The sequence below is a fragment of the Rhizomicrobium sp. genome (assembly GCA_037200045.1).
GTDB lineage: Bacteria > Pseudomonadota > Alphaproteobacteria > Micropepsales > Micropepsaceae > Rhizomicrobium.
In genome coordinates this window covers 1531679-1547416 of record JBBCHM010000001.1, presented here as the reverse complement: position 1 = coordinate 1547416, position 15738 = coordinate 1531679, and the positions used below count along the sequence as shown (strand labels likewise).

At 65.8% G+C, this 15738-nt stretch carries 16 protein-coding genes; 7 read left to right on the top strand and 9 right to left on the bottom strand.

Annotated features, from left to right (window positions below; translation table 11 throughout):
* Nucleotides 1–2 precede the first annotated feature (2 nt).
* Nucleotides 3–281: a hypothetical protein gene (locus tag WDM86_07250; GenBank protein MEI9989821.1), complete on the top strand. Its 279-nt coding sequence runs from the start codon at nucleotides 3–5 to the stop codon at nucleotides 279–281.
* 511 nt (nucleotides 282–792) lie between these two features.
* Here WDM86_07250 and WDM86_07245 read toward each other — a convergent pair.
* Together WDM86_07245 and WDM86_07240 are read right to left on the bottom strand one after the other, a co-directional pair.
* Entirely contained in the window at nucleotides 793–1368 is a 576-nt protein-coding gene (locus tag WDM86_07245; protein MEI9989820.1) for a XamI family restriction endonuclease, read from the bottom strand.
* Nucleotides 1369–1794: 426 nt separating this feature from the next.
* Nucleotides 1795–2622, bottom strand: coding sequence for a hypothetical protein (locus WDM86_07240; protein MEI9989819.1), 828 nt, complete (start codon nucleotides 2620–2622; stop codon nucleotides 1795–1797).
* 564 nt (nucleotides 2623–3186) lie between these two features.
* Here WDM86_07240 and WDM86_07235 point away from each other — a divergent pair.
* The 6 genes from WDM86_07235 to WDM86_07210 all read left to right on the top strand — a co-directional run bounded on the left by WDM86_07235 (nucleotide 3187) and on the right by WDM86_07210 (nucleotide 9289).
* Nucleotides 3187–3591 (top strand): PadR family transcriptional regulator, encoded by a 405-nt coding sequence (locus tag WDM86_07235; GenBank protein ID MEI9989818.1) that lies wholly within the window; start codon nucleotides 3187–3189, stop codon nucleotides 3589–3591.
* Nucleotides 3566–4474 (top strand): sensor domain-containing protein, encoded by a 909-nt coding sequence (locus WDM86_07230; GenBank protein ID MEI9989817.1) that lies wholly within the window; start codon nucleotides 3566–3568, stop codon nucleotides 4472–4474. Before WDM86_07235 ends, WDM86_07230 begins: the two co-directional genes overlap by 26 nt.
* A gap of 382 nt (nucleotides 4475–4856) precedes the next feature.
* A complete protein-coding gene (locus WDM86_07225) occupies nucleotides 4857–6488 on the top strand; it encodes a peptidoglycan DD-metalloendopeptidase family protein (GenBank protein ID MEI9989816.1) in 1632 nt (543 codons plus the stop codon).
* 90 nt (nucleotides 6489–6578) lie between these two features.
* The gene (locus tag WDM86_07220; GenBank protein ID MEI9989815.1) at nucleotides 6579–7493 is read left to right on the top strand and encodes a transglutaminase family protein; all 915 of its coding nucleotides are present in this window, start codon (nucleotides 6579–6581) and stop codon (nucleotides 7491–7493) included.
* Nucleotides 7494–7509: 16 nt separating this feature from the next.
* On the top strand, nucleotides 7510–8322 hold the full coding sequence (locus WDM86_07215; protein ID MEI9989814.1) for a transglutaminase family protein: 813 nt from the start codon (nucleotides 7510–7512) through the stop codon (nucleotides 8320–8322).
* Between the two features lie 7 nt (nucleotides 8323–8329).
* Nucleotides 8330–9289 carry an alpha/beta hydrolase-fold protein gene (locus tag WDM86_07210; GenBank protein ID MEI9989813.1) on the top strand — a complete coding sequence of 320 codons (960 nt, stop codon included), beginning with the start codon at nucleotides 8330–8332 and terminating at the stop codon, nucleotides 9287–9289.
* Nucleotides 9290–9441: 152 nt separating this feature from the next.
* Here WDM86_07210 and WDM86_07205 read toward each other — a convergent pair whose 3' ends face one another.
* From WDM86_07205 to WDM86_07175, 7 genes are all read right to left on the bottom strand, one after another.
* Complete coding sequence (locus WDM86_07205) at nucleotides 9442–10089, bottom strand: dihydrofolate reductase family protein (GenBank protein MEI9989812.1); 648 nt, start codon at nucleotides 10087–10089, stop codon at nucleotides 9442–9444.
* A 67-nt stretch (nucleotides 10090–10156) separates the two neighbouring features.
* On the bottom strand, nucleotides 10157–10429 hold the full coding sequence (locus WDM86_07200) for a hypothetical protein (GenBank protein ID MEI9989811.1): 273 nt from the start codon (nucleotides 10427–10429) through the stop codon (nucleotides 10157–10159).
* Nucleotides 10426–10701, bottom strand: coding sequence for a RebB family R body protein (locus WDM86_07195; GenBank protein MEI9989810.1), 276 nt, complete (start codon nucleotides 10699–10701; stop codon nucleotides 10426–10428). The genes WDM86_07200 and WDM86_07195 overlap by 4 nt, the downstream gene beginning before the upstream one ends.
* Before the next feature lie 2 nt (nucleotides 10702–10703).
* Nucleotides 10704–11027, bottom strand: a complete 324-nt coding sequence (locus WDM86_07190) for a RebB family R body protein (protein ID MEI9989809.1) — start codon at nucleotides 11025–11027, stop codon at nucleotides 10704–10706.
* 1 nt (nucleotide 11028) lies between these two features.
* Nucleotides 11029–11316 (bottom strand): RebB family R body protein, encoded by a 288-nt coding sequence (locus WDM86_07185; GenBank protein ID MEI9989808.1) that lies wholly within the window; start codon nucleotides 11314–11316, stop codon nucleotides 11029–11031.
* Between the two features lie 140 nt (nucleotides 11317–11456).
* Nucleotides 11457–14087: an ATP-dependent chaperone ClpB gene (gene clpB, locus WDM86_07180; GenBank protein MEI9989807.1), complete on the bottom strand. Its 2631-nt coding sequence runs from the start codon at nucleotides 14085–14087 to the stop codon at nucleotides 11457–11459.
* Between the two features lie 130 nt (nucleotides 14088–14217).
* Nucleotides 14218–15708 (bottom strand): FAD-dependent oxidoreductase, encoded by a 1491-nt coding sequence (locus WDM86_07175; GenBank protein ID MEI9989806.1) that lies wholly within the window; start codon nucleotides 15706–15708, stop codon nucleotides 14218–14220.
* Nucleotides 15709–15738 lie beyond the last annotated feature (30 nt).

Sequence of the window (15738 nt, the reverse complement as noted above, 5' to 3'; positions counted from 1 at the left end):
GAATGCCCCTCCAGATCGGCGGCCAGAACCCGCATCAGCCATTCGAAGGCGCGGATGCCGTCATGCAGGTATTTGGCGTCGCGGGAATAATAGCCGTGAATGCGACGGTTCTCATTGCCGGGCCGCGGCGGCGTTTCAGCTTCGATGCGAAAATGCGGTTCGATTTCGCGCGGATCGCGCTCAAAACGCCTGGACGTATTGGCGAACCAGGCTGGATATCGAATCGACCGAGACGATGCCCGGCCGCGCGCCGGGCGCGAAAGCGCCGGTCGAGCTCATGAGCGACGACATCGAAACCGTGCACGAAGGCCCTCCGTGTTAGCGACCGCGCCAATTGTTGTGAGTTGTGGGATGTGGAGATTGCAACCGGAATTTCAAGAGGTCTGGCACGAATTATTTGTGCGGAGGGATGGTCTTGCAAATAGCCAGCGGGGATCGAGGCGCACGGCGCTAACCGCGTCCCATTTATGAATTCCTCCATTGGTCTTAGGTCGTGAGCCCAGAACAGCGTCAGACCACCCTCCTGGGCCTGCTCAAGGTTGTGCACCTTGAAAACTCCGGACAAGACCCGCCGCCGGCACGATGTTGCTCGTTCCGAACTCCCGCGCCCAGATCGCGGCCTTTACTTGGGCATCGTTGTTGAGTCGCTTCACGCTATTGGTCGAACTGTTCGTCACCTTGCATTCAATTGGCATGAGGCGGCCGTCAAATAGCCGAACGGGCACATCTGCCTTTCGGCTACCTACCAACGTTTCCGCACAAAAAGTGCCAAGTGGCGGCGCATTCATCATGTTAGGTATCGGCCGCGCCGGAATTTCGGCAAAGCCGATACCGACAAGGAAGGTCTTGAGCGCAGCTTCCTGCGCATTTTTTTCCTTGATTGGCCCGGTCGGTCTGAACGCGCTGTCTGGTGAGCATTGCCGCCGACGCAAGGATGGCAGCCATCCGCTCGGCGTTGGTCGGCTCACGTCCTTGGGCAAGCCACGGGAAGCGATAGGGATCGAAGGCTTGAAGTATGATGTCGACCACGCGCTTCGCAGCGTCAGGATCGCGCCTCAGCACGCTCGTCGCAAGCGTGGTGTCGGCCAACACGGCGAGGTCGTCAGCAGAAATCGGCGGGCCGGCCATGTATCGCAATTCGTCGCCAAGCTTGGCGCCAAAAATGCCGGCAATTCTGCTGGCGACAGCTTTCCCCAGATTGATCGCGCCATGCTCGTTCAACAGCATCGCGAAATTGGCCTGGTATCGATCAAATGCCGCTCTCCACTTGGCTGCCGGCTCTTCAAGACGTTCCTGTCGGAATATCTTTCTGGCGGCTGCCGCTTCAGTGGCAAGTCGCGTGTGATCCCAACGGGGAGGTGCCTTCATAGAGAATCTGCGCCAAGGGTGGGATTAGAATACGCTCAAGTTCTTTCGGTTCAAATTTCGTGAGGCCCCCGGCGTAAGTTCGGCCGGAGGAAACGCCGACGGCGCGCGCAAATAAGCGACAAGGGCATTGAGCTCGTCATTCGACAGTGTGTGACGCGGATAAAGTCCATGCGCAATGTTGATATGTCGAGCGTCGCAAAGATTGCGCGCAAATTCAGGGGGACGACGACCCATATAGGTGCAGACGATTGGTGCAGGATCATAGAGCCTCACCGACCACCACGAGCGACGATGCCGTGCGATGTAGCCGTCAGCAGCCCCCCCATAACTGGCCCACCGCAGGAACTTCTCGATCCCTGCAATTCATCTGCGCCGAATTCGTCAAGACTGCTCGGCAAATCCACGACCTGACGGAGCTTACCAGGCTCACGCAAAACGCCTTTGGCAGCGATGATCTCGCTTGCCTTGGTGACCGTCGGCTTCAGGGACCCGGCCAGGAAGGAAATTCTTTGCGACCTCGCCCGCTATCCAGGTCGCATTTGAGCCCGTCACCTGGCCCCGATGCACGGCGCACAATTCGCCCAATTCAATGTATCCGGGCGGAGGTGCGGCCGTCGGCTTTACAATGACCGACCACCGCCTTGCCTTTTCAAATTCCGCGCGCGGCACGATTGTGCCGCTAGAGAGGCCGTTGAGCATTTGAATGGCCGGCACGTTGCGAATGCACATGGAGGGCAAAGGCTCTCCGACTCGAAAACATACGATCGCGCCGGTCGTCATGGCATCGGCGAACGGCATTGCGCCGGGCTCGAGAACATGAATTGCCAATCCGCCAAGCTCGCGCAGCAGAAGGGCGCGAAGTGTCTGACCGTAGTTCACGTCGAGCCATTCTGACGACGTTATGAATGTGCCGATATCGCCATGCTTTGCGAGTTGGAGCGTGCGCAAATAGAAATGCAAATGCAGGCCCGCAAGCTTGCTTGCCGGCACGCCAAATTTGGCCGCGGCGTTGCCGTACCAATCCTTCCAGCCTTTAGAGATTTTATGATGGCGGACGTAAGGAGGATTGCCGATGAAGAGCGTGCGTCCTGCGATGTCCGGAATGACAGCCGAGCGATAATCGTCCACGATGACAGTCGTTCGCCGCTCCAAGCCAAGTGCTACGATATTTGCTCGAAGCAGCAGAGCAGCGACGGGATCGAGCTCGACGCCCACCAACAAGGCGTTGGGAAATTGCGCGGCGGCAGCCAGCAAAAACGGCCCGTCCCTGCTCCCGGATCGACGACTCGCGCGGGTTCGCTCTGCGCGCCGGCCCATGTGATCATCGATTGAATGATCGTGCGCGGCGTGTAGACGGCGCCCAGCTCGCGGCGGTCATTGGCGGATCGCAATTTCATAACGCCATCGCCAAGGGGATCGTGGCCCGATCTGATGGCCCGACGGGTCCTGTCGATCAGGGCCGCCGATTGCGACGGGCGTATACCGGCTACCGCGGCCCCGTTCCCGCACGGAAAGAGGCGAGCGACTGCCAACAATCGCCATGGCAACTGCGACCAACTCATGCTCGGTTGCAAAATCAAACTGGGCTAGCGTCGTCATGGCATTCCAATCGGATTTGGACGTTAGTGTGATTCTTCCCGATTGACGATTGTGCACCGAACCGCCTGCCTGGTACAGAACAAGAACAACGCTTCTGTTGTATGCCCCCTCCGCCCCAGATCGAATTATTTTCAACCTCACTACACTTCACTCTTGCATAGTGCGAAGTTCATGCTAGATAGAACTTCGCAATAGCCAAGGAGGCGGACAAGGCGCGTTGTGACCGAAGAATCCCAATACACGCGCAAATTCCGTAAAGAACTGATGGCCGGGCTTTCCTCGCTCGTCCTGCTGGCGGTGCTCGCCCGCGCGGGACGTGAAATGTACGGATACGAAATCGCCAAGGCCGTGAAGGCCGAAGGCGAAGGCGGTCTCATCTTCAAACAGGGCGCGATCTATCCCGTGCTCCGCTCGCTCAACGCCACCGGCCTGCTGCACAGCCGGGTCGAGGCGAGCGCCTTCGGGCCGCCGCGCCGCTACTACGACATCACCGACGACGGCCGCAAAGCCCTCGCCGAATGGCAGTTCGCCTGGCGCGACATGCGCGAATTCGTCGACGATGCCCTGCAGGCCGGCGCAACCCCTGGAGCGACCCCCGATGGTCATGCCGGCGCCGCCGCCTGAGACCGTCAACGCGTATCTGGTCCAGCTCCGGCGCGCGCTCAAGGGCGCGCCGGCCGGCCTGATCGCCGACGCGCTCGCCGACTGCGAGGACCATCTCAACAGCGAGATCGCGCAAAATCCCGATTTGACCGAAACCCAGATCCTTGCCGGCGTGATCAGGACCTATGGCACGCCGGCGGAGATCGCCGAGGAGTATCGAGACATGGAACACACCATCTCAACCCCGTTCCCGCAGCCCGAATCCCAGGGCGCGGACCGCCGCTTCGGCTTCTTCAACGTGGTGTCCGATCCGCGCACCTATGGCGCCCTGCTCTACATGCTGCTGTCGCTGGCGACCGGCATCTTCTATTTCACCTGGGCGGTGACGGGCATCGCGCTGTCCTTCGGCCTTTTCATTCTCATCATCGGCATTCCCTTCGCGCTGATGTTCGTCGCCTCGATCCGCGTGCTCGCCCATGTCGAGGGCCGCATCGTCGAGGCCCTGCTCGGCGTGCGCATGCCGCGCCGCCTGCCCGCCGGCCCCGCCGCCGACGAAGGCATCTGGACCAAGGTGCGGGAAGCCCTCAGCGACATCCGCACCTGGTCGTCGCTGTTCTACATGCTGCTGATGCTGCCGCTCGGCGTGTGCTATTTCGTGATCGCGCTGCTCGGCCTCGTCATCCCGCTCGGCTTCGTCGGCGGCGCGCTCCATGCGCTCATCACCGGCGAATCGCATTTCCAGATGAGCAATGCGCCTTATCTCGAGCACTTCCTGCACACCGCCCCGGGCCTTCTGGTGGCCGCGCTGGTCGGCGTGCTGGTGTTCTTCGTCGCGCTGCACGTCGCCCGCGCCGTGGGCTGGGTGCACGGCAAGATCGCCGAGGCTCTTCTCGTCCGGCTCTGATAACCCCCTTGAGCCGGCATTGGCCCGCGACGCGCAAGCGCCGCGGGCTTTTTTTCGATTCACGCGGAGCCGCGGAGAACGCGGAGGCGAGTTTCCCGCGGCAAAAATTGGATCGCCCGCATAAAGCGGGCGATGACGAATGAAAAAATCGCCAAGACACCTCCGCGTTCTCCGCGGCTCCGCGTGACCAGAATCGGAGCGCGAACAAGTTCCCCGAGCCGAGTCGATCTTGGTCAATGCGCCGTTAACCGGGCGGCAAGGGTTGACGGCCCTATAATCGAGCGGGCTATATGCTTCCTGCACGCCGGCTGAGCGCTGGGGGCATAACACTGGGCTGGGGTTGGCGCGGGATATGCGTCAGACCTGAAAGACAGGAGCCGACGTGGACCGCACTTTGTCGATGCGCCTCAATCGCATGCGCCGCTCGCTGAACGCGGCGACGTCCGCGCTCGCGACCACCGATGGCCGCTGGGCGCTGGTCTCGACCACGATCACCGGCCTCGTCGCCGGATCGATGGCGTGGCTGGCGGCGAGCGCGCTGCCGCCGCTGCATGTCAAAACGCAGCAGGCCTCCACCACGTTCCTGCCCTATCGGCTGTTCTCCGACCTGGTGCAGGCCGGGAACAATCTCGTTGCGGGACATCCCGCGCGCCAGGCCGCGCCGCCGCCGGCGCATCTCGACGATTCGCTCGCCGACGAAGACGCCGGCGACAACGGCGCGCCGGCGCCGGAGACCCGCACGCTGACGCTGGATTCCGGCGACACGCTGGTCGGCGCGCTCGAAGACGCCGGCGTTCCCAAGGACGACGCCAATGCCGCCGTGCTGGCGCTCGCCAAGATCTACGATTTGCGCGATGCGCGCGCCGGCCAGACCTTCACCACGACGTTCGAGGCGGTGGCCCAGCCGCCGGCCCCGCCCGCCGCCAAGCCGAAGCCGGCCACCGCGGTCGTGAACGTCAACGGCAAGCCGGTCACGGTCGCGGGCAGCAACGCGACCGACGACGACAGTTCGGGCCAGGACGACGTCACGCCGGTGACGACGCCGGCCGGGCGGCTGCTGTCGCTCGCGTTCTCGCCTTCGGTGGAGCACGACATCACCGTGGCGCGCCAGGCCGACAACAGTTTCGCGGCGCAGGACACCGTCAAGGAGCTCACCGCGCACACCCATCGCGCGGGCGCGACGATCGATTCTTCGCTCTATCTGTCGGCGACCCAGGCCGGCATTCCGACCGACGTCACGGTCGCGATGATCAAGCTGTTCTCCTACAAGGTCGACTTCCAGCGCGACCTTCGGCCGGGCGACACGTTCGAGGTCTATTACAGCTATTACTACACGCCCGACGGACTGCCGGCGCGCGAAGGCAATATCGACTACGCGATGATGCACACCGGCGGGCATCAATACGCGGTCTATCGCTACCAGCCCGATCCGAACCAGCCGGCGGAATATTTCGACGCCCATGGCGAGAGCCTCAAGGGCATGCTGATGAAGACGCCGGTCGACGGCGCGCGCATCTCCTCGGGCTTCGGCATGCGGTTCCATCCGGTGCTCGGCTATACGCGCATGCACAAGGGCATCGATTTCGCGGTGCCGGTGGGCACGCCGGTGATGGCCTCGGGCTCGGGCGTCGTGAAGATCGCGGGCCGCAGCAGTGGCTACGGCAACTACATGCGCGTCGACATGGGCAACGGCTATGGCTTCGCCTATGGCCACCTGTCGCGCTTCGCGCCGGGCATCCATCCCGGCAGCCATGTGCATCAGGGCGAGATCGTCGCCTATAGCGGCAACACCGGCCTGTCGACCGGGCCGCATCTGCACTACGAGACCCTGGTCCATAATGCGCAGGTCAATCCGCTGACTCTCAAGATCGCGCAGGGACGGGTTCTGTCGGGCCATGACCTGCGCGACTTCCTGTTCGGCAAGCTGCACACCGACGCGGTGCTCGCCGCCACGCCGCTGGAGAGCAAGGTCGCCGACAACGCCACCGAGCTGCGCCAGGCCAAGGCGCGTTAATCACTAAGACGTTTGCGCGACGTTCCGTCACGCTTTCGCTCCGGCGCGATGGCGCATGATGGCGGCTGGAATCGCGGGCGTGGCCGACAAGTGACCGTTCTGAGCGTGCGTCATCTTACGCGCTACCGTTACGCGCGCCCCGTCGCGTTCGGCGAGCATCGCATGATGTTCCGGCCGCGCGAGAGCTTCGACCAGCATGTGCTGGAATCGGTGCTGCGCATCACGCCCAAGCCGTCCTCCATCCGCTACATCCACGACGCGTTCGGCAACACGATCGGCATCGCGCGGTTCGAATCCAAGGCGCGGGAGCTGACCTTCGAGAGCATCAACCGGCTCGAACTCCTGCCCGAACACGCGCTCGACACGCCGGACGACCGCGAGGGCGCCCACGCCTATCCCTTCGTCTACGACGCGGTGGACGAGCCGGATTTGGCGCCGTCCAAGACCCCGATCCATCCCGATCCCGACGGCGTGCTCGCCGCGTGGTCGCGCCGGTTCCTGGAGGGCCTCACCAAGGTCGACGCGCCGCATGCCCTCGCCGCCATGACGCTGGCGATCCATGACGAGCTCAAATACGAGGCGCGCCACACCGGGCCGCCGCGCACGCCGCTGGAGACGCTGGCGCTGGGGCGCGGAACCTGCCGCGACTTCGCGGTCCTGATGATGGAGGCGGCGCGCTCGCTCGGCCTCGCCACGCGGTTCGTATCGGGCTATCTCTATGTGCCCGAGCGCGAGGACAGGCCGGCGCACCGGGGCGGCGGGAACACCCATGCCTGGGTGCGCGTATTCCTTCCGAGCGGCGGCTGGGCCGAATTCGATCCGACCAACGGCCTTGTCGGCAATCGCGACCTGATCCGCGTCGCGGTGGTGCGCGATCCGGTGCAGGCCGTGCCGCTGTCGGGGGTGTGGGACGGCGAGGCCGACGATTATCTCGGCATGGATGTCGAGGTCGACGTCGTGGCCGACGATCCCGGCGACCGCAGGCGCGTGGTGCGCATGCGTTGAAGTCTGGAGGTTCGGTTTGCTGATCCGGTGCGGCTACGACATCGCCTTCGAATGCACCGGGCAGACCCCCCTGCTCCTGATGCTCCATGTGCGGTCCGAGCGGATCGGCGATCTGCTGGCGCCGGAGAATTTCGCGGTCGACCGCGGCGTGCGCTTCCGCACCTATCACGACGTGTTCGGCAATCTGTGCACGCGGATGGTGGTGCCGCCGGGCATCACGCATCTCACCAACGACTTCGTGATCCGCGACAGCGGCCTGCCGGACCGCGTGCCGTTCGGCGCGCGACAGGCTGAGATCGACGATTTGCCGGACGAGCTGCTGATCTACCTGCTCGGCAGCCGCTATTGCGACACCGACAAGCTGGCCGACTTCGCCTGGGCGCGGTTCGGCCAGGTCGAGCCGGGATGGTCGCGGGTGAAGGCGATCACCGACTTCACGCATGACCGCATCACCTTCAGCTACCAGCAGGCGCGCGCGGACCGGACGGCGCATGACGCCTTCGTGGAAGGGATCGGCGTGTGCCGGGACTACGCGCATCTGGCGATCACGCTGTGCCGCTGCATGAACATCCCGGCGCGCTATTGCACCGGCTATCTCGGCGATATCGGCGTGCCGCCCGATCCCTCGCCGATGGATTTCAGCGCCTGGTTCGACGTCTATCTCGGCGGCCAATGGCACACCTGGGACGCGCGCCACAACAAGCCGCGCATCGGCCGCATCCTGATGGCGCGCGGACGCGACGCGGCCGACGTGGCGCTGTCGACGGCGTTCGGCAAGGCCGACCTGGTGAAGTTCGACGTGGTTACGAAAGAAATCGCGGACGCTTGAGGGAACGATGGCGGCGGCCGAGAGCGATCTCGTCATCGGGCCCGACTACGCGCCGGCGCCGGAGACGCGCGTCGCGGCGGGCGTGCCGGTCGGGGCGGTGACGGCGTTCACGCTGTATTCCGGCGACAGCAAATTCTATCCCGGCATCGCGCGGATCGAGAACGCGATCACCAGGCGGCGCGATCCTTACGGCAACCGCATCGCGGCGGCGGCGCACGAGCAGTCGATGCCCCTGCCCTATACGCGCACCGTGTGGGTCTATGTGCCCCGGCAATACGAGCGCGGGAGCGCGGCGCCGTTCCTGGTGGCGCAGGACGGCTATGGCTATATGAAAGTGCTGCCGCGCGTGCTCGACAATCTGGTCGCGCAAAAGCGGATTCCGGCGCTGGTCGCGGTGTTCGTCGACAGCGGCGGCGGCGACGCGCAGGGCTCGGAACGCGGGCTGGAATACGACACGGTGTCGGGACGCTATAGCGATTTCATCGAGGCCGAGGTGCTGCCGCGCGTGGTCGCGGAAACCGGCGTCACGCTGACAAGCGATCCGAACGGGCGGGCGACGATGGGCGCCAGCTCCGGCGCGGCGGCCGCCTTCACCATGGCGTGGTTCCATCCCGAGCGCTACGGCAAGGTGCTGTCCTATTCGGGCACCTTCGTGAACCAGCAATCGCCGCCCGATCCCGCGACGCCGCGCGGCGCGTGGGAGTATCACGACCATCTCATCGCGCAGGCGGCGAAGAAGCCGATCCGAATCTGGATGGCGGTCGGCGAGAAGGACCTGCATTTCGACGATCCGGAAGAGACCTGGCACAACTGGCCGCTGGCCAATGCGCGGATGGCGGCGGCGTTGAAGGCGAAGGGCTACGACTACCGCTATGTGCTGGCGAAGGGCGCGGGGCATGTCGATCCGCGCGTGACGGAAGCGACGCTGCCGGGCGCGCTGGAATGGCTGTGGCGGGGGTATCGGTAAGATGGGTTGTCATGGCCCGCAACAGTCGGCCATCCAGGTGACGCCGGTTCGCGCTAACAATTCTTGCGAAGCAACGGCAAATGCCGACGAAGTGCACGCCGCAACTGGGTGGCCCGCATTCGCGGGCCATGACAACCCAAACCGAAACGACTCTAATGCCGCCGCACGATCAGATGCGTCGCCCGCTCCGACCGCACGTGCTCGTCGATCCGGTAGCCCAGCGCCGGCAGGTCGATCCCCGACATCAGAGGTTCGCCCGCGCCCAGCAGCACCGGCGAGACCGCGAGATGCAGTTCGTCGATCACTCCCGCTGTCAGATAGGCGCGCACGGTGGCGACCCCGCCTCCGACCCGCACGTCCTGGCCGGCCGCCGCCGCGCGCGCCCGGGCGAGGGCCGCCGCGGTCCCGTCGGTGACGAAGTGGAAGACCGTTCCGCCCTCCATCTCGAGCGGCGGGCGCGGATGATGGGTGAGGACGAAGACCGGCATGTGGTAGGGCGGATTGGGACCCCACCAGCCCTTCCAGGCGTCGTCGGGCCATGGGCCGCGCACCGGACCGAACATGTTGCGCCCGAGGATCCAGGCGCCGACATTGTCGAAGCTGCGCGCGGCGAAGTCGTCGTCGATGCCGGTCTCGCCCTCGTCGCGTCCGCCGTGCATCCGCTGAAAGGTGCGGGTCGGGAAGAACCATTGGTGCAGCTGCTCGCCGCCCCGGCCGAGCGGCGCGTCGAGGCTCTGGTCGGGACCGGCGCCAAAGCCGTCCGCCGAGAGGGAGAAAGCCGCCACGCGAAGCTTGGACATGATCGTTCCCCGGTCAGCCGCCCAAGTGATACGCCGGCTCGCCATGCCCCTTCAACGGGCCCGCGCCCTAGCCGGGCGGGAAATCGGCGAGGATTTTGCCGGCGGCGGCGCTGACGGCCTCCAGGTTCTTGACCGCGGCGGCGACGGTTTCCTGCGCGGTGGCGATGATCTTCACCGGATCGTCGCCCCACACGCCATGGAGCTGGCGGTCCTGTGCCACGCCGATCGCCGCGCCGGCGACGATCTCGACATTGCGCAAATAGGCGACGGCGTCCTGGATCGCCATGGCGCAAGCCTGGGCGACCATGGCGCGGGCATGACCATCCGGCGCGTCGCTCACGCCGGCGTCTCTTGCGTGTCGTTCGACGGACGCCCGGCCAGGATGCGGGTGACCGTCGCGAGCGTCGTCGCCGTCGCGACGACCTGGGCGTTCTGCTGCGCGCTGACGGCGTTCAGCATGGCGAGACCGGCGCTTTGCGCGATCACCTGCGCCAGCGAGGCACCGGCGACCTCGCCGACCTCGCCGCCGATCGCCCGAAGCTGGGTCAGCGCGTCCAGCATCTGCTGGTTGAGCGTCGTCTGCGGCCCCGCCGCGTCGCCGGACCCCGACACGATCAGGCCTGCGAAGCGGGCGTGGCGGCCCGAAGCGCGGCAAGCAGCGCGAGCATGTTGTCCGGCACGTCCGACTGGCCGAGCTTCGCGACCGAGGCGGCGCCCGCCGCGTACAGCACCGCGACGCCCTGCGTCGTGACCGCCTGCGCCGCGATGTTGAGCTGCTGCTGCGCGGCGACGGCGTTCTGCATCATGAGGCCGAAGGATTGCGACGAGACCTGGAACAGGCTGCCGGCGGCAACCGCCGAGCCGCTGCCGAGCGTGGTGAGATTGGCCTGGGTGACGGCGTCGGTGATCTGGCCGTTGACGAGCGTGTTGTCAGCCATGTCACTTATCCGCCGGGCTGTCGGGTTTGAGGTCGTCGGCGACGGCCGCGGCGGCCGCCGCGGTGTCGACGGAATAGATCTGCATCACGCCCTGGGTCGTGGCCGCCTGGGCCGTGATGGCGAGCTGCTGCTGCGCCGCGGCCGCGTTCTCGAACAGGATGCCGGTCGAATGCGCCAGCGCCTGATAGAGCGAGCCCATCGCCATGGCGGGCGCGTCGCCCAAGACCTTCACATTGGCCTGGGTGACGGCATCGGTGATCTGGCCGTTGACGAGTGTCGGTTCTGCCATGGTGCTCCTCCGGACCTGAGGCGCGACGCTAACGCAGAATTCGATGAAAACAAAAGGCCGCCAATGCAATCATGGCGAAATATTCGTGAAGGAACGAAGCGCCCTCTCCCCGCCGAAGCAGGGAGAGGGGAAGCCTTGGTTCAATGCACCGCGCGGCTGACCTGCGGGGTGTGGTCGATGTCCACGTCGTCCTCGCTGGTCGCGAATTCCACGCCGTTGACCGTCAGCCCGTTCTTGCCGACGCTGACCTTCACCTTCGAGCCGTCGAGGATCTTGCCCTCCAGCAGCATCTGGGCGAGCGGGTCCTGCAGGCGGCGCTGGATCACGCGCTTGAGGGGACGCGCGCCATAGACCGGATCGTAGCCGGCATTGGCGAGCCATTCGGTGGCGCGCTTGTCGAGCGTGATCTCGATCTTGCGATCGGCCAGCAGCTTCTCCAGCCGGCCGAGCTGGATCTCCACGATCTTGTCCATGTTCGCGCGGCTGAGCCGGTGGAACAGGATGATCTCGTCGAGCCGGTTCAGGAACTCGGGACGGAAATGCGCCTTCACGGCCTGCAGCACGGCGGCGCGGGCCTCGCGGGTCTCCTCGCCGGTCGAGAGCAGTTCGGTGCCGAGATTGGAGGTCAAGATGATCACCGTGTTCTTGAAGTCGACGGTGCGGCCCTGCCCGTCGGTCAACCGGCCGTCGTCGAGCACCTGGAGCAGCACGTTGAACACGTCGCTGTGCGCCTTCTCGACCTCGTCGAACAGAATCACCTGATAGGGACGCCGGCGCACCGCTTCGGTGAGCACGCCGCCCTCTTCGTAGCCGACATAGCCCGGCGGAGCGCCGATCAGCCGCGCCACGGAGTGCTTTTCCATGAACTCGCTCATGTCGATGCGCACCATGGCGGTGTCGTCGTCGAACAGGAAGGAGGCGAGCGCCTTGGTCAGCTCGGTCTTGCCGACGCCGGTGGGGCCGAGGAACAGGAACGAGCCGATCGGACGGTTCGGGTCCTGCAATCCGGCGCGGGCGCGGCGCACCGCGTTGGCGATGGCGCGCACGGCTTCGTGCTGGCCGACGACGCGCTGCTCCAGCGCGTCCTCCATCTTGAGGAGCTTGTCCTTCTCGCCTTCGAGCATCTTGTCGACCGGGATGCCGGTCCAGCGCGACACCACGGCGGCGATCTGTTCGGGCGTCACCGCTTCCTTGGCGAGCGAGTTGGATTCCTTGTCGTCGATGGCCTTGAGCTTGCGTTCCAGATCGGGGATCACGCCATAGGAGAGTTCGCCGGCGCGGGCGAAGTCGCCCTTGCGCTGCGCGACCTCGACTTCCATGCGCGCCTTGTCGAGCTGTTCCTTCAGGCCCTGGACGTCCTGGACGGATTTCTTCTCTTCCTGCCATTTGGCGGAGAGGACGTTGGCCTTCTCCTCGAGTTCGGCGAGGTCGTGCTCGAGGGTCTTCAGCCGGTCCTTCGACGCGGCGTCGGTCTCCTTCTTGAGCGCGGCCTGCTCGATCTTGAGCTGCATGATGCGGCGGTCGAGTTCGTCCAGCTCCTCCGGCTTGGAGTCGACCTGCATGCGCAGGCGGCTCGCGGCCTCGTCCATCAGGTCGATGGCCTTGTCGGGCAGGAAGCGGTCGGTGATGTAGCGGTTGGAAAGCTGCGCCGCGGCGACGATCGCGCTGTCGGTGATGCGCACGCCGTGATGGACCTCGTACTTCTCCTTCAGGCCGCGCAGGATGGAGATGGTGTCCTCCACCGTCGGCTCGTTGACGAAGACGGGCTGGAAGCGGCGGGCCAGCGCCGCGTCCTTCTCGACATATTTGCGGTATTCGTTGAGCGTGGTGGCGCCGACGCAATGCAGCTCGCCGCGCGCCAGCGCCGGCTTGAGCAGGTTGGACGCATCCATCGAACCTTCCGACGCGCCGGCCCCGACCAGGGTGTGCAGCTCGTCGATGAAGAGGATGATGTTGCCTTCGGCGGAGGTGACTTCGCCGAGCACGGCCTTCAGCCGCTCCTCGAATTCGCCGCGGAATTTCGCGCCGGCGATCAGCGAGCCCATGTCGAGCGCCATCAGCTTCTTGTTGCGCAAGCTCTCCGGCACGTCGCCATTGACGATGCGCAGCGCGAGGCCCTCGGCGATGGCGGTCTTGCCGACGCCGGGCTCGCCGATCAGGACGGGATTGTTCTTGGTGCGGCGGGCCAGCACCTGGATGGTGCGGCGGATTTCCTCGTCCCGGCCGATGACCGGGTCGAGCTTGCCGCTGCGCGCCGCCTCGGTGAGGTCGCGGGCGTATTTCTTGAGCGCGTCGTAGCTGTTCTCGGCCGTGGCGCTGTCGGCGTGGCGGCCCTGGCGCAGATCGGCGATCGCCTTGTTCAGGTTCAGCGCGGTGACGCCGGCGGCTTTCAGGATCTTGGCGCTCTCGGTGCTGCCGGAAACGGTCAGCGCCAGCAGCAGGTACTCGGCGGTCACGAAGCTGTCGCCGGCCTTCTTGGCGATCTGCTCGGCATTGTCGAACAGCTTGGCGGCGTCGGCCGACAGATAGACCTGGCCGGACTGGCCCTGGACCTGGGGGAGCTTCGCCAGCGCGCGCTCGATTCCGGCTCGTACATCTTCCGGCCGCCCTCCGGCGGCCGTTATAAGCCGCGCGGCGAGGCCCTCTTCGTCGTCGATGAGGACCTTCAGCAGATGTTCGGGGGTGAAGTATTGGTGGTTCGAGCGAAGGGCCAAGCCCTGCGCGGATTGCATGAAGCCGCGCGCCCGCTCGGTGAATTTCTCTGCGTCCATTTTTGCCTCTCAAGCCCTCTGCCCCAGGGCGCCTTGTAGGGCCGTCCGGGCGAGTCTCATTTGATTTGGAATAAGGCCCCGCAGGGGCGCCCTGTTCCAGAGGCATATCTGGGTTCCCGATCCGTACTCTTCAAGGGGCGCCGAGGCCGACGCTTTTGAGGAACGTCTCCAGGGCGGCCAGGCCGGCGGCGGGAACAACCGCGCTGACATAGCCGTCGGGCCGGACGAGGACCCAAAGGCCGGGCGTCAGGCCATAGGCGGCGCGGATGTGGCCGCCGTCGTCGATCAGATCGCCGCGCCGGCCGGTGCGGTGGATGCGCAGGCCCGCGCGTGCCGCGAGAGCGGGATCGGTCTCGTAGCCGAGCAGCGTCCAATGCGGGCCGCCGAACAGGCTGAAGAGACGGGTCGGCTGGCCGCCGACGCCGCGGCAGGGCGCGTCGGGGGCGCGGTCGCCGGGAAGGATGGCGGGCTTGGGGCCGCGAAGGTCGAAGGTGTAGGGCAGCGACAGCGGCGAGTCGGGATAGAAGAGGTCGAGCTGCTGGGTCTCGCGCCCGCGCCGCAAATCGCCGCGCTGCTTGAGGGCGTCGAGAAGCTTGGTGGACAGGCCGAGCACTTCGGCGGCGACGGGGCGGCGCTCGGCTTCGTAGCTCGCCAGCAAAGACAGCGGCGCGCCGGCCAGGACGGCGGCGAGCTTCCAGCCGAGATTGTAGGCGTCCTGGACCGAGGTGTTGAGGCCCTGCCCGCCGGTCGGCGGATGGATGTGCGCGGCGTCGCCGGCGAGATAGACCCTGCCCTGCGCATAGCGGTCGGCGAGGCGCGCGTTCATGTTGTAGGCCGAGGCCCAGGTGACGGCGCGCACGACAAGGTCCTTGCGGCCGGTCCGCTTGGCGATCATCGCGCCGAGGCCCTTGGCGGAAAGATCGATGTCGCCTTCGAGCGGGATGGGCGCCTGGAGCTGGAAGAGTTCGGTGCCGCGCAGCGGACAGAGCGAGATCTGCTCCGGCGTGCCGTCGTTCCAGCGGTGCCAGGCGTCGTCGGAGAGGCCTTCGAGCCGCATGTCGGCGACGACGGCGCGGATGCCGAGCGTCTTGCCGGGGAAGTCGATGCCGAGCGCGTGGCGCACGAAGCTGCGCCCACCATCGCAGCCGATGAGATAGCGGGCGCGCACGGTCTCGCCGGCCACGGTGGCGGTCACGCCGTCCTTGTCCTGGCGAAAGCCCGTGAGCGCGCGGCCGAATTCGACGCGATGGCCGAGCTCGGCGAGGCGGTCGCGCAGGACCCTCTCGGTCAGGAATTGCGGCAGCATCGTCGGATTGCCATAGGGCTCCGCCGGCGTCGGCGCGCGATATTCGGTCAGCGCCGTGTCCTTGAACGTGCCGTCCCGATGCTCGCGCTGCGGCGGATAGGGACCGCCGGCGGCGAGGATGCGGTCGACGACGCCCATGTCCTCGAACACTTCCAGCGTGCGCGGCTGGATGCCCTTGCCGCGCGAGCCCTCGAATGGCGCCGGCGCCTGGTCGATCAGGCGGAACGCCACGCCGCGGCGGGCAAGCTCGATGCCGAGGGTGAGGCCAGCGGCGCCGGCGCCGGTCACCAGGACGTCGGTTTCGATCGCTTTCATCGCGGCCTCCGATTGTGTGCATAATGCACA

Bases quoted from the DNA above. Each gene is read 5' to 3' on its own strand.
- WDM86_07250 (MEI9989821.1), top strand. From the start codon at position 3: ATGCCCCTCCAGATCGGCGGCCAGAACCCGCATCAGCCATTCGAAGGC.
- WDM86_07245 (MEI9989820.1), bottom strand. From the start codon at position 1,368: ATGAAGGCACCTCCCCGTTGGGATCACACGCGACTTGCCACTGAAGCG.
- WDM86_07230 (MEI9989817.1), top strand. From the start codon at position 3,566: ATGGTCATGCCGGCGCCGCCGCCTGAGACCGTCAACGCGTATCTGGTC.
- WDM86_07210 (MEI9989813.1), top strand. From the start codon at position 8,330: ATGGCGGCGGCCGAGAGCGATCTCGTCATCGGGCCCGACTACGCGCCG.
- WDM86_07205 (MEI9989812.1), bottom strand. From the start codon at position 10,089: ATGTCCAAGCTTCGCGTGGCGGCTTTCTCCCTCTCGGCGGACGGCTTT.
- WDM86_07190 (MEI9989809.1), bottom strand. From the start codon at position 11,027: ATGGCTGACAACACGCTCGTCAACGGCCAGATCACCGACGCCGTCACC.
- WDM86_07185 (MEI9989808.1), bottom strand. From the start codon at position 11,316: ATGGCAGAACCGACACTCGTCAACGGCCAGATCACCGATGCCGTCACC.
- clpB (MEI9989807.1), bottom strand. From the start codon at position 14,087: ATGGACGCAGAGAAATTCACCGAGCGGGCGCGCGGCTTCATGCAATCC.
- WDM86_07175 (MEI9989806.1), bottom strand. From the start codon at position 15,708: ATGAAAGCGATCGAAACCGACGTCCTGGTGACCGGCGCCGGCGCCGCT.